Origin of the sequence: Sporosarcina sp. P29 (assembly GCF_002743265.1) — a bacterium.
Classification (GTDB): Bacteria; Bacillota; Bacilli; order Bacillales_A; family Planococcaceae; genus Sporosarcina.
In genome coordinates, this window is sequence record NZ_PDYX01000019.1 from 41,338 (window position 1) to 55,155 (window position 13,818).

Sequence of the window (13,818 nt, forward strand, 5' to 3'; positions counted from 1 at the left end):
ATAATGTTTATGTTAATTGATTATACATCGCTCTGCCTACAAATACTAGAATAATTGATTAGCATAGACCTAATTCTTACTTTTCGAATTCCTACTGATCAAAACCCCTACAAAGAAACCATATACCGCGTGTCCCGCAATCCACCAAAACAAGGAAACCATGTTCGTAACATTTGGCGTTCGGTCAGAAAATGAAGTCGTTGGATACAAGATTAATCCGATAACGACATTCACTAGAAAAGTGAATAGAATCACATGATTGCGGATGAAACCGTTGCATTTATCGTACAACGTCACTAGTATGATACAGAGCACAACTGATACAATTAGATGAAAAAACACTTCAATAACTTCTGGAAATGCATACTCTTTTACGATGGGGATGTAATCTACATTCAATAGCAAAGTATACACTTTGTGACCTGTAACGGACTGCACCCCTTTCAATAGTATAGCGAGAAAAATCCCCGTTATGACACCAATCCATGTACCTTGCACAATATATGTATTTTTCATTTAGACACCTTCCTAGAATGTAAAAATAACAGATTTGACTTGCCTCGTCAAATCTATGTATAATGTTAGACATGAAGAACAGAGCGATAGTTGATCGCTAATTTTAGTACACAGAAAGGTTGATTGCTTTGAAGCCGTCGTCTGAAACCCCTACGTATACCATTAAACAGGTTGCAGATCAAACAGGCTTGTCGAGGCAAGTCTTGAGGAAGTGGGAAGAGCGCTATGATATCGTAATTCCACAGCGTCTCGATAATGGCTATCGAGTCTATCATGATGAGGACATTCGGTTATTTTTGCTGATGAAGCGCTATGCAGAAGAGGGTTTTGCGCTATCACAAGCAGCTGAAATGGCAAAGTCTCAAAAAAACTCCACTATTCCATCGAATTCTGAAAACAACTATTTGGAAGATACACTGAGCGACTTATTGCGCCACGGTAAAAATTGTGATGAGCTAGAATTAAACTTCTCCTTACAAGCGGCCTATCATCGATTAGGACTTGAACACTATCTGCAGCAAATCGTGATTCCATTCTTACAGCAAGTAGGCGATCACTGGGCTAGTGGTGAATGGGATGAATATCAGGAAGCTTTGTCGAGTTTGGTCGTGCGGGATCAGCTCGTTCAGCTACGTCGCAATTTTCAATACCGGGAAGACTCGCCTATACTGCTTGGCGCGTGTCTTCCGAATGAATCACATGAAATCCCAGTGCATATTTTTCTACTGCAACTCATGCTCGACGGTTGGCGCACAGCAATGATTGGATCTTCACCTGCTCCAGGCGCTATCCAGTCTCTTATAGAAAAGATAAAGCCTGTCAAAGTGTTGCTGTCAGCATCCACTACGTTTCCGTTTGAGAAAGATCCGCAGATGATCCAGGAGTTGGACGAGTTTGCAGGCCAACATCCCGATACTGAATTTTATCTAGGTGGATACGGGGCAATCATTTGGGCGGATCGGTTACATCTACAACATATCCGTCTGCTGGAGTCGATTGATGAGATTTAAGAGTTTTTACATGTATCATATGCTGCCAATGCACGCGCACGGGCAGCTTGGTGATCAACGATCGGAGCCGGATAGGTTGTGCCTATCGTAACGCCTGCCGATTCCAACACATCAATCGGTGCTTCCGCCGGCTGAAATACATACTTTACTGGCATGTCCGTTAACTCGGGCAGCCATTTTTTTATATACTGCGCATCTCCATCGAATTTCTTCGCCTGAAGGATCGGATTAAACACTCTAAAATACGGCGAAGCATCAAAACCACTGCCCGCCACCCATTGCCATCCCATCGCATTATTCGCTAAATCCAAGTCTACCAGCGTCTCTTCAAACCACGCCATACCTTCACGCCAATCGATCAATAAATGCTTGATCAAAAAAGAAGCCACAACCATCCGTACACGGTTATGCATATAGCCTGTTTCCCATAGTTCACGCATCCCGGCATCAACTAACGGATAACCGGTACGCCCTGTTTTCCAAGCCTCAAGCTGACCGTCGGCTGGTTGCCACGGAAAATTTTCAAACTCAGGCCGCACAGGTTTCGTCAACATCTCAGGAAAATACAGTAGCTGGTAATTGTCAAAGTCGCGCCACGCCAATTGTCGAATAAAAGCTTCCACTTGTTGATCACCAACGTCCTCCGCCGCAACTAACGCACCGTACCATAGCGAACGCACGCTAACATTACCCCATGCCAAATAAGGTGACATACGCGAGACACTAGATTGTGCTGGAAGATCCCGTTCTATTAAATAGTCGTATAACCCACTATCTCGGAACGTTTCCCAACATTCCATTGCAGCTTTTTCACCAGGTTGCCAATAGCTTGCGAGCTTGTCATACCAAGGGAAATCCGATAACAGTCTCCATTCATCTGAAGACAAAGATTGTAGTGTAGTAGTAGACGACACGAATTCAGGAGTAGCAAGCGGTGTCGCGATGGGTTCTTGGCGCAGTCGCCTCCAGTAGGGCGTAAATACTTTATATGGCTGATTCGTTTTATTAAAAATCGCATCGGGCGCAACGAGTAGTGCCCCTTGGAATGAACGCACTTGAACTCGTCTTTTCTCACAAGCCTCCGCTACTTCACGTTCTGCTTCACGGCTTTCCGGATCATATAATTCATTGAAAACAAGCTGTTCTGCCCCGCTTTCATCTATTAGCTTCATCAACTGTTCAACAGGTTGTCCTTGTCTAACGACGAACTGGATTTGCTGCTCCGCAAAGCGCTCGATTATTTCCAGCAGGCTGTGATGTAACCACCAATCCGATGCTGCGTGACGCGTTACTGGCAAAATGAAAACGGGCAACACTTCACCATGTGCTGCCGCCTCCACCAATGCGGGATGATCATGCAAACGCAGATCTTTTCGGAACCAAACTATTGTTTTACTCACTCTGTTCCCTCCTTTTACTTACTTTAAAACGCACCCGATCCTCCGCCACCGCCACCGGTTCCTCCGCCTCCACTGCTACTATCACTACTTGGAGCGTTATTCGATACATTGGATGACGCTTGGTTGAATGAACCTGCAAGGAATACAGGGTTGTAGACGGCACCTCCGTAGTAGGAGCTTCCGTACTGTGTGTCTGCTGTATCATGTGGGTATCTTTCATCATGACGAGTGCGATTTTGATCAAGCTGCTTCTGCGCGCTGACGAAGTCCTTATAATACGCGTCCAGTTCAGGGTGCTTCACGCCCACTCCGTAAATCAACACACGGAATCGATCATCAATGGATAACCCTTCCCATTTCTTCGTATCTAGTTCCTTCATCCATTGACCTACTCGCTCCCACTCGAGTTTACGCAAAGTCCCTTCATAATTATATGGACTATAAAACAATGCGAATCCAAATGCAACCAACGTCAAAATTCCCACTATAACTAGCTGTAAATATAACTCATAATAGATAAAGGAGATGGCGAATCCAATTCCAAGTACACCAATTAAACTTAGGATTACACGTTCTTTCGTAGTCTTAACCTTCATTTCATATTCATTCAATTCTGCTTTTACAAGATCTTTCCATGCGACAAATTTCTTATCAAACGCTTCATAATTCTTCTCTTCTTTTGTGTAACTTTTCAACTCACTCAATGTGAACTTTTTATCATGACCAATTTGGAAAAATAACAGCTGAATTAGTTGCTTCTCATGTTCTAACTTAACGTTCGCATCGACCAATTCAAACTCTTCATCGGATAGTTGCTTCACATTCCCTTTCCGAACGAGATCAAGCAGCGCCGCGGACATCAGCTCGACGGAAGCCACTCCATTCTTGAAAAGAAGTACTGCTGGTAAGCTCATATCATTCGCTGGAACGTAGAAACCATTCGACTCCATTTGATAGTATGCTTCCTTCACATATCTTTTCCTTCTAGCATTCGCAAAAAATCCAATCAAACCAACCCCAAAAATACCCGCCGTTGCACTAACACTACCCACAGTGCCGATCATCTGTTGTTTCTCACTGAACTCCTGACGTAGCATAGCTGCTGTTTCCTGATCTTTTTTCACCGTTGGACGGATGTCGCCATCTACTACAGTCATCGCTGGGAATAAAGACGGCTCGTAGACAACGCGAATATCTCCATTGTCTCCTGCATGAACTTCTCCCAATGAAAATATGACTGTTCCATCCGGTTGTACTTCCCCTGTCTCTTCTGCACTGTCATAGCCGATAAACATCACGTCAGACGCTTGACTAGGAGGTATAATTGTAATTGTCATATTGCCATAATCGGTTTCATTACGACGGTCAAAAAATGGCCAGTGGAACTGTGCACCATCGTTATACTTTTCCATTCCATTGCGGATCGTGTACTGCAAATCAAAGACAATGACCTCACTGTCTCCCTTGCGGTGCACACGATATTCCGCGTCACGCTTCTCAATCTCTAACGCTTTCCCCTTTTCAGAAGCCGTAAAGTCTTCAATTGATGCTCCTTGTTTCGGTTGAATTTCACGAATAATCCCGTTAAATTCACTATCGAAATCATACGTATGCTGCTCCTTCACCTGAACAGTCCCATCCGGTTCCAACTGCGCGTTGATTTTCACATCCGAAATGCTGAAATCTACAGCCCCAGCTGTCGTCGGTAGAACTAGGAAAGCTAGTAAAGCGACGAGTAACAGTTTCCATTTCATAAAAAATCACCTCTTATCAGGAGTATACGATAAGAGGTGATCAATAGATTCATTTATTGGCAGAATCTTAGGAATACAATACAGCTATTCTCTACAGTTTCATTACTTTATAAAAATAAACACCCATCGAACCGAATAATAACCCGAGTATCGTGATAAAAATCGGCATATTCAATGATTCGATTCGAGCCAAGGCGATATTGGTTGTCTGCCATATGAGAAAAACAAATAATAGTGTCGAAATGTTTTTCATTACATTCATAAATACCACGCCATAGCGGTACTGGATTTCTACGTTATCAGGACGCAAATTCAAGTAGTTATATGCATGCGGATACTTCTCTAGCATCCACATCCCTACCCACATAACGATACCAATGACTGGTAACAGCAATAATTCCATTCTCGACCCATAACGGTCCACTTCCCCATCCGCACCAAAATGCGCAGGAATTTGATCCGGTAATTGATTCCACTGCAACACTAAATAGACGAGAGAAGCAGCGAATAAAGCGATAACCAACACATCGAACGCTTTTGCAACAGCAGGTTTCTCTATGTCTAGCTTCGGTTTTTTCATCTCCATACTCTCGCCACCTTACTTATGATTCCGTTGCGCTCGTCATTTCAAATACATCAAAGACATTCTCTTTAATATTGAGCGACATAATCTTGCCTTGTTTCTCATAGAAATGGATGGATCCTCTACGGTCTTCCACCATCTCTACCCAGCCCCATTCCTCGATCGTACGCAAATAATGATCTGGCGGATTGCCGTCTGCGTCACCGATTCCCTTTAGCTTATACTTTGCCGATTTGGAAATCTCTCCTATGCAATCCTCTGCTTTCACTTCATACGCTTCTTTCGGAACAGGAAACCCTTGATTGATGATTGCCATGCGATAGCCGTCTTCCTGGCTATACACATTGGAACAGCCAGTTAGTACTAAGACGGACACCACAGCCAACAGCGCAAGTAGTTGTTTCATATGTCTTCCTCCCGTTTCACGACTTCATTAGATCCATCGTACTAGGAAATATTGACAGTGTCACCCAACGTTTTTGTGACGAATTAACGTAACTTCTGCACAATCACGACTTTTAAATAATTAAATTCAGGATAGTCCCGTGGTGTACGGAAGTCTCTTGGTAACGAGGATTCTTCCAGTACTTTATAGCGAATATCCGTCTCTTTGAATGCTTGCTCAATGAAACCTTTAAACTTCTTCATACTGAAGCTTGCGTTATTAGTAGAAGCTACGATAATACCGTTCTTCTCCGTAACCGCGATCGCTTCTTTCATCAGCATAGGATAATCCTTCGCTGTACTAAATGTATACTTCTTCGAACGCGCAAAGCTCGGCGGATCGAGTACAACGAGTCCAAATTTCATGTCATGACGCTTCGCATAACGGAAATAGTCAAAGACATCCATTACTTTAATGTCCTGCTGCTCATAATCAATGCCATTCACGCTAAACTGCTCAATCGTCTTCGCGACACTACGCTTCGCCAAATCAACATTCGTCGTTTTCTTAGCTCCACCTAAAATCGCTGCAACCGAAAACGCTCCTGTATAAGAGAACGTATTCAACACTTCGCGACCTTCCGAATAATTGTCACGAATCGCTTCACGTACATCGCGCTGATCAAGGAAAACTCCTGTCATGGCGCCATCATTCAAATCAATCGCAAAGTTCATACCATTCTCTTTGACGATAATCGGGAAATCTCCAGGTGTTCCTTGAACGAAATCATCCTGTTCCACATACTGCCCTTGTGAATCAAAACGCTTCTTCTCGTAAACCGCTTTGTAACCTCCACGCTTATCCAACACATTATAGACGTGGTGACGGAACGCATAAATGCCTTCACTGTACCAGCTGACCATATAATAACCATCGAAATAATCGATCGTCACGCCACCAATTCCGTCGCCTTCTCCATTAAATAAACGGAAAGCCGTCGTATTCGGATCTTTCATATACGCGTCACGACGCTCAAAAGCAGTCGCCATTTTCTGATCAAAGAAATCAAAGTCAATCTCTTCTTTTTCATTCGAAGTCAGCACCCAGCCGATTCCTTTATTTTGAATTCCATAATAACCCGTAGCCAAATACTTATGGTATCGATCCGTCAAACGAATCAAACTACCTTCCTTCGCCTGAATCTCACTACTCATCACAGCATCCTTCAAAATCAACGGATACCCCTTCTTCAAAGCCACCGTGCCCTGTGCATTTAACTGTATTTCAACTAATTTACTCATATCGTCATCCTCAAAGTGTATTTTCTCTATTATCGCATGGATGACACAAAAGTGAAAGCGGCTCGTCAGGATCGACAGGCATAAGACGGGCTGGACTTGAGGCGCTTTTTGCCTCACGAACAGCACGACTTATGACTCGAGATCCTAGCCGCTGGAACTGGATGACACAAAAGTGAAAGCGGCTCGTCAGGATCGACAGGCATAAGACGGGCTGGACTTGAGGCGCCCTTTGCCTCACGACCAGCACGACTTATGACCCGAGATCCTAGCCGTTGGAACTGGATGACACAAAAGTGAAAGGTGGCGATTGGAGTCCACACCTCAAAACAACACTTACTTTCACGACATTTACACACCCTTCACTTACAATGAAAGTACTAAAATAAGCAAACAGGAGGAATTCACATGAACATCATCCCTTTAGGCATCTGGGGCGGCTATCCGAAAGCGAACAGCGCCACCTCTTCATTTCTCATTGAACACGAAGGATTCCATTGCCTATTCGACTGTGGCAGTGGCGTATTATCTTCCCTGCAAAACTACATCGAACTCGACCAACTCGACGCCGTTGTCATCAGCCATTATCATGCCGATCACATCGCAGACATAGGAAGCCTGCAATATAGCCGATTGATTCAGTACTACCTTGGACAACCTTCCCCTCCACTGCCGATTTACGGACATGCGCAGGACGAGGAACAATTTGCGAAGTTGTCGTATAAAGAGCAAACGCGAGGTATCGAAATTCAAGAAAACCAATCCGTTCGAATCGGACCGTTCACTGTTACGTTTTGTCCAACCACCCATCCTGTCTACTGTCTCGCAATGAAGTTCACAGTAGACGGCAAGTCAGCTGTCTTCACGGCCGATACGGAATGGTCCGACAAGCTCGTGACGTTCTCGCAACACGCAGACATCGTATTCTGCGAGGCCAATCTATACGAAGAACACCTCGGCAAATCACCAGGTCACATGGCAGGTAGCCAAGCAGGAAACATGGCACAGCAAGGAGACGTGGGACAACTCGTCCTCACCCATCTGCCACATCATGGTGATATTAATGAGATATTGAATGAAGCGGAGAAAACGTTCAGCGGTTTAACGGAAATTGCAGAAGTAGGAAAAAGGTATACAGTACTTTAAAACTGGAACAGTAAACTGGTGAGTATGAAGGGATTGCAACTCCAGATAGGGGACGCTTTCCCATGGGCGCGACCTTGAGACAAGCGAACAGCGAAGGGTTAGCTTTGCCGTATTTCTGTGTACTTTGCAGAAATTAAGGCATCAATGCGGGGTCTCAAGGCCCGCGCTGATCCATCGGGAGTCGCCCCTATCTTCCGTTGCAATCCTACATAGATAGTAGAAGAATGTGGGTCACTTACTGCCAGTAGAAAGTGAATTATTGTTTTCCTTAAACTAATCTAAGGTCAAAAACAGAAATGATTACAACACTAACTTTAATGAACTTTGATAACTATAACCCACTGATATTGCAAAGGATTGAAGCGGCAGGCGGCGACTCTAGGAGGATCAGTGGGACAGGTGAAATACCCAACGGAGCGAAGCGGAAGGGTGTGGTTCACCGCCCACCCATAAGACACGAGTCCGCCTAGAGCGCAAATCCCCTACCGTATCCTACGCCAGCCTTTGAATTTCATTCCACAAAAAACGACCTCTGCCACTTACACAAAGGTCGCTTCACTTCTTATAAAAACACAATCACTGCCAAGATCGCTGCCAGCACAATACGATAAATCGCAAACGGCATTAACTTGACCTTTGAAATTAACTTCAGGAAGAAACGGATTGAAATTAGTGCGAACACAAATGCACTTAAGAAACCAACCACGTAAAACCCGATGTCATCCATCGACATATACTCCCAGTTCTTTAATACCGACACTAGACTTGCGCCCATCATAATCGGAACCGCCATGATGAACGTAAAGTCAGCAGCCGTTCGGTGATTCATTCCGAACAATACACCTCCGGAAATTGTCGCACCCGAACGTGAAAATCCTGGCCATAACGACAAACACTGAACCAGTCCAACTGTGAATGCTTGTTTATATGTAATCTGATCCAACGTTTGCACGCGTGGATTTTTCGGTCCAAACTTATCTGCCGCGATCATCAGCACCGCACCTGCGACTAGCGCAAAAATAACCGTTTCCACACCGAATAAATAATCATCAATTAAATCTTTCAACGCAAAGCCAAAAATCACAGCTGGCAACATACCAACGATGACGTGTAGCAAATTGAAACGCTCGCTCATTTTGACTTCGCTATCCACTTTATACAAACCGACTAAACTAAATAACCGTTTCCAAAAAACCACGACTACAGCCAAAATTGAACCTAGCTGAATGACAATCTTAAATGTTATTGCAGGATATTTCCCGAGAAATTCTTCCGTCTTCAGCCACATATCATCGACAATAATCAAATGACCAGTCGAAGAAACGGGCGCGAATTCCGTCATTCCTTCTACGAACCCTAATATTAACGCTTTAATTAAATCAAATAATTCCATATGACTCTCTTTCCGCGAAGGCTACCCTTCTGCTATTCTATTTTCTTTTATCCAGTCTACCATGACGTAACAAACAGTGGATAAGTTTCCGACAGAATATTTTTATCCACATGTGCATACTTTTTATTTTTGCATATAACTGAATACTTATACACATAGTACGTGGATAGATTGTGGAGAAGTTCGTAACTTCAGACTATTCCAATTAAAATCGCTGTTTATCCACAGTTTTATCGTTGATCTACTAATATGCCGTAGCTTTTACTTGTAGACTATTAATCCGTTAATTTATTTTGAAACGCATAAATAACCGCTTGAGTGCGGTCTTGGACTTCCAATTTAGATAATAGATTACTAACGTGAGTCTTAACAGTTTTTAATGCAATGAATAGTTCATCCGCAATTTCCTGATTGGATTTACCCTTAGCTAATAATAATAACACTTCTAGTTCACGATCGGTTAAATCTTCATGCAATGCATGCGTCTGACCACCGCGCATTTTTGTCATCATTTTAGAAGTCACTTCGGGCTCGAGCACAGTTTGCCCTTTCATCGTTTCCCTAATAGCGTCGGCCACGCGCTTCGCATTGGATGTCTTTAAAATATAGCTGACAGCCCCGGCTTCAAGTGCGGGATATAATTTATCATCATCGAGGAAGCTGGTGACGATAATGACTTTCGCTTCCGGCCATTTATCGATAATCGCAGCCGTCGCCTCAGCACCGTTCATAACCGGCATGACCATGTCCATCAAAATAATATCGGGACGTAAATCCAGTGCTTTCACGACACCTATCTGACCATTTTCCGCCTCCGCAATCACTTCGATATCCGGTTGCATTTGCAAATACGTCGATACGCCAATGCGCACCATTTCATGATCATCTACCAACAGCACTCGAATCATCTGCCAGCTCCCCTTTCAAAATCGGTAATTTCACTTCTACGATCGTTCCTTGAGACGGTACCGAGACAATCTTACAACTGCCGCCGATCTCAATTGCACGTTCTTTCACATTCTGTAAACCATATGATCCACCTTTGCCGTCATCTTGCTTAAATCCAACGCCATTATCTTGCACGCGCAAAATCGCCAATCCATCCCGTTCGATTAATAAAATTTCTACTTCCGTTGCCTTGGCATGACGAAGTGTATTCGATAACGTTTCTTGTGCAATCCGGAATAAATGATCTTCCGCGCCTTTAGATAGCTCAATGTCTTCTAAACGATGTGTAATATCAAACGTTACTTTCTCCTGTAATTCGCTCAATAACTCTTCGAGACCTTTCGCAAGCGTTTGGTTATGCAGTGCAGCCGGACGTAAATGAAGAAGTAACGCCCGCATTTCTAGTTGTGCTTGCTGAACCATTCGCTCCACTTGCAGTAACGGCTTACGAATTGGACCTTCTTCCGCCTGTTCCGCAAGTGCTGACAACAGCATGGACGCCGCAAACAATTGTTGTGACACAGAATCATGCAGCTCTCTCGCCAACCTTTGACGTTCTTGGACGATTCGTTCCTGAATAATTTTATTTTGTGTCTCTACTCGCTCATCCGTAATCTTACGCAAACTATTTCGCTGGGCTTCGAGTACTTCATACAGCTGTTCAATGGAACGATTCGTTTGTTTTTTCATTTTATTCGAGCTCGTAAATTCCTGTTTAGCATACAAATCTTGTAGTTTCCCAATAATGATGTTCTCTTTCGTTCTGCTGTTTAGGCTAATCCAGCTTGCAATTCCTAAGCTGATGATGAAAATCGTTGTGAATAACCAGACAAGCAACGGCATATCCGCAGCTTCCGTATCGAGTAGCAACCTTTGATATTCAGCGATGGATACATCAATGAATAAATAGAAAAAGACCGCGACGATCGTACTAAACGTCAACGTCAAGAGAATGGTGCGACCAATGATTGCCTTCATTTTCTACGCACCTCCACATCGCCAATCCAAGTAAACACCGATATAATCAACTCGGGATCATTCGATCGCTTCGTTTCATAGCCATCATGTTCCTGTATCGTTTCATTGAATAATTGCTGTGGGGCCATACCTAAAAGATTTGCTTCACCATACAATGTGGCATAGTGAATTCGCACCGGGATGTCATAAGGCAGTTCAATACGCACTTTACCGAAGATTTGCCGAATCGAAATAAAGGAAGCCCCTTTAGGCAATACAGTATCCGTCACATCGACATGTACATCACCGAAAAACCCTTGCAGATGCATATCTTCCCACTCATACGTCGCAAATGGTGTGGATTGGACCGAGAATAAGCGGTTTCTCCACATACCTTGCGATCGTCTAACTCGGGGCTTTTGCAAATCACCAAATACTTCACTGGCCGGTGTGCCTTTCCATAACTTCATTATAATATACAAGACAATTGCTAAAATCAGCAGACGTACACTCCATAACGTCAAAAGCGCGATCACGATGAAGACGATACCTGTAATTGCTGTCCATTTTCCGCGTTTTCGATAACCATAATCGAGAAATCCCCAACCGAGAAGGAGGAAGATGAAATTACCGTTTGAAAACAACATGGATTCGACGAAAGCAATTGCCAAAAGAGCAAGTAAGTATACCGAAACTTTAGTAGAATCCCTCTTAGCCATTCCATTCTCTCCCTTCTCGATAGAGGAAGCGCGATGCTTCCTCTTATAGTTTACACAATATCTTGCGTTTTTGCGTTAGATTTCTCTAATGAATCTAAACGTTGCTCCATTGACGAGTGCGATTGTGGCGTTCTCGTGCCACCGCCAAGGTTTTCGATGTATGCATGCAAGTCGTCAAGTGTGGAGAATGACTGATCCGGCTTGACGAAACGATCCATCTTTTCCTGCGCACGCGTCACGTTCTCTTTGCCCATCAATTGCAACTGGCGAACACGCATATCCTTCACGCGGTGCTTCATCTCTTCAAACTTCCGTTCCAATGACAGCAATTCTTGCGTAGCGTCTTGGATACTCGCAGACAAACGGGCAACTCGTCCTTCATATGCCTCTACTTCTTCTTTCGCAAACGCAATCAACTCTGCGTCTCCTGTCGCTTCAGCGAGTTCTAGCTGATGACGACGTTTTACCGCCATCAAATCCGCATCCTGACATTCGTTTTCCAATTCTTCTTTCAGTCTTCCTTGGCGTTCAAGCAACTTACCGATTTCCGCTGTTTGCTTTTGCGCATCTAGGAAATACTGATTCAGTAACTCAAGTGGATTTTCTTTCTTCTGCGGCTTATCCATCAAATTATTCAAATCTTCTTGTACCGTATATTTCAATTTGTGCCAAAATGCGTTCATATTGCATCTCTCCTTTTATTTTGTAAGTTCATTCCACTGGCGTTCGAAGTTTGTGAACGGGTCATTGGAGATGACATTCGGATGGACATTGCGGTCGTTCCATTTGCGATATACATAATAGACTCCAACCAATGCGATGATCCCGATGAATGCACCGATGTTTGAAATCGAGCTGATTACACTGATGATCAAGATCGTCATCCAGAATACTTTCGCGAACATCGAGTGGCTTTTTCTCCAGTAGTGGTAGCTGACAAGTGCAATCGCTCCGGTAACTGCTAAAGCGATGATGGGGCCAACGTTTAGCACTAGGGCTAAACCTGCCACAATTCCTAGTAATAGTAGTCCAAGTTTTTTCATGTTGATGTCCTCCCTTCATTTGTAACCTTAGTTTATAATGAATTTCGGCTTTCTCCGACGGTCCCATAGCGGATTTCTTACTCAGACTTTAGGCTGAGTGTGAGTAGGTATCGCAGCTGGGAACTGTTTTGTTGGAATGACTATGTGGTTAGGGGCGTTGCTCGACTGGTTGTTGTTTACTGAAGTTTGTAAGTGTCTGCTTTCTGGACCCGCGCAAGCACGTGGGGGATTGCCTACTGCCAGGAGCCAGCTGGCAAAGTGCCGCCAGTTGTCTCATGGCCACGGCCTACCCCGCAGTTGTGCCTGCGCTGTTGAGTGGTAGTTATTTTGGTTGTGGTTCTAAGTATGATAAATTGCGTATCTTACCCAATCTAGAAACGCGGTTGACGGAAAGACTAGGCGGCTGCGGGTCTTTGGCACTTTTGTTGGGGTCGTTGCTCGACTGGTGGTTGGGTACTGAAGTTAGTGAGTGTCTGCTTTCTGGACTCGCGCAGGCACGTGGGGGATTGCCTACAGCCAGGAGCCAGCTGGCGGTGGTGCTGCCAGTTGTCTCCCGGCCACGGCCTACCCCGCAGTTGTGCCTGCGCTGCTAAGTTTTATTTATTTTGGTTGTGGTTCTAAGAATGATAAATTGCGTATCTTACCCAATCTAGAAACTCGGTTGAC

At 44.1% G+C, this 13,818-nt stretch carries 14 protein-coding genes; 2 read left to right on the forward strand and 12 right to left on the reverse strand.

The annotated features are described in order from the left end of the window. Nucleotides 1-69: 69 nt before the first annotated feature. On the reverse strand, nucleotides 70-516 hold the full coding sequence (locus tag CSV68_RS13600) for a hypothetical protein (RefSeq protein ID WP_099662395.1): 447 nt from the start codon (nucleotides 514-516) through the stop codon (nucleotides 70-72). A gap of 128 nt (nucleotides 517-644) precedes the next feature. Between CSV68_RS13600 and CSV68_RS13605 the strand changes: the two genes are divergently transcribed. Next, nucleotides 645-1,526, forward strand: a complete 882-nt coding sequence (locus CSV68_RS13605) for a MerR family transcriptional regulator (protein ID WP_158233528.1) — start codon at nucleotides 645-647, stop codon at nucleotides 1,524-1,526. On the opposite strand, the gene CSV68_RS13610 is transcribed toward CSV68_RS13605, so the two are convergent. From CSV68_RS13610 to CSV68_RS13630, 5 genes are all read right to left on the reverse strand, one after another. Further along, entirely contained in the window at nucleotides 1,523-2,926 is a 1,404-nt protein-coding gene (locus CSV68_RS13610) for a cryptochrome/photolyase family protein (RefSeq protein ID WP_099662397.1), read from the reverse strand. The genes CSV68_RS13605 and CSV68_RS13610 overlap by 4 nt on opposite strands. Before the next feature lie 23 nt (nucleotides 2,927-2,949). Further along, nucleotides 2,950-4,680, reverse strand: a complete 1,731-nt coding sequence (locus tag CSV68_RS13615) for a DUF2207 domain-containing protein (RefSeq protein WP_099662398.1) — start codon at nucleotides 4,678-4,680, stop codon at nucleotides 2,950-2,952. Nucleotides 4,681-4,771: 91 nt separating this feature from the next. Beyond that, nucleotides 4,772-5,266 carry a DUF1648 domain-containing protein gene (locus tag CSV68_RS13620; protein ID WP_099662399.1) on the reverse strand — a complete coding sequence of 165 codons (495 nt, stop codon included), beginning with the start codon at nucleotides 5,264-5,266 and terminating at the stop codon, nucleotides 4,772-4,774. Nucleotides 5,267-5,282: 16 nt separating this feature from the next. Beyond that, nucleotides 5,283-5,669 (reverse strand): hypothetical protein, encoded by a 387-nt coding sequence (locus tag CSV68_RS13625; protein ID WP_099633923.1) that lies wholly within the window; start codon nucleotides 5,667-5,669, stop codon nucleotides 5,283-5,285. A gap of 83 nt (nucleotides 5,670-5,752) precedes the next feature. Beyond that, nucleotides 5,753-6,949: a class I SAM-dependent rRNA methyltransferase gene (locus CSV68_RS13630; RefSeq protein WP_099662400.1), complete on the reverse strand. Its 1,197-nt coding sequence runs from the start codon at nucleotides 6,947-6,949 to the stop codon at nucleotides 5,753-5,755. Nucleotides 6,950-7,354: 405 nt separating this feature from the next. On the opposite strand from CSV68_RS13630, the gene CSV68_RS13635 reads away from it, so the two are divergent. Then, nucleotides 7,355-8,092 carry an MBL fold metallo-hydrolase gene (locus tag CSV68_RS13635; protein ID WP_099662401.1) on the forward strand — a complete coding sequence of 246 codons (738 nt, stop codon included), beginning with the start codon at nucleotides 7,355-7,357 and terminating at the stop codon, nucleotides 8,090-8,092. Nucleotides 8,093-8,654: 562 nt separating this feature from the next. Here CSV68_RS13635 and CSV68_RS13640 read toward each other — a convergent pair. The 6 genes from CSV68_RS13640 to CSV68_RS13665 all read right to left on the reverse strand — a co-directional run bounded on the left by CSV68_RS13640 (nucleotide 8,655) and on the right by CSV68_RS13665 (nucleotide 13,152). Continuing rightward, nucleotides 8,655-9,485 carry an undecaprenyl-diphosphate phosphatase gene (locus CSV68_RS13640; RefSeq protein WP_099662402.1) on the reverse strand — a complete coding sequence of 277 codons (831 nt, stop codon included), beginning with the start codon at nucleotides 9,483-9,485 and terminating at the stop codon, nucleotides 8,655-8,657. A gap of 275 nt (nucleotides 9,486-9,760) precedes the next feature. Next, nucleotides 9,761-10,393, reverse strand: a complete 633-nt coding sequence (locus tag CSV68_RS13645; RefSeq protein ID WP_099662403.1) for a response regulator — start codon at nucleotides 10,391-10,393, stop codon at nucleotides 9,761-9,763. Beyond that, a complete protein-coding gene (locus tag CSV68_RS13650; RefSeq protein ID WP_099662404.1) occupies nucleotides 10,368-11,411 on the reverse strand; it encodes a sensor histidine kinase in 1,044 nt (347 codons plus the stop codon). The genes CSV68_RS13645 and CSV68_RS13650 overlap by 26 nt, the downstream gene beginning before the upstream one ends. Beyond that, nucleotides 11,408-12,109, reverse strand: coding sequence for a cell wall-active antibiotics response protein LiaF (liaF, locus tag CSV68_RS13655; RefSeq protein ID WP_099662405.1), 702 nt, complete (start codon nucleotides 12,107-12,109; stop codon nucleotides 11,408-11,410). Before liaF ends, CSV68_RS13650 begins: the two co-directional genes overlap by 4 nt. Before the next feature lie 50 nt (nucleotides 12,110-12,159). Next, complete coding sequence (locus tag CSV68_RS13660; RefSeq protein ID WP_099662406.1) at nucleotides 12,160-12,792, reverse strand: PspA/IM30 family protein; 633 nt, start codon at nucleotides 12,790-12,792, stop codon at nucleotides 12,160-12,162. Between the two features lie 15 nt (nucleotides 12,793-12,807). After that, nucleotides 12,808-13,152: a lmo0954 family membrane protein gene (locus CSV68_RS13665; protein WP_099662407.1), complete on the reverse strand. Its 345-nt coding sequence runs from the start codon at nucleotides 13,150-13,152 to the stop codon at nucleotides 12,808-12,810. Nucleotides 13,153-13,818: the final 666 nt, after the last annotated feature.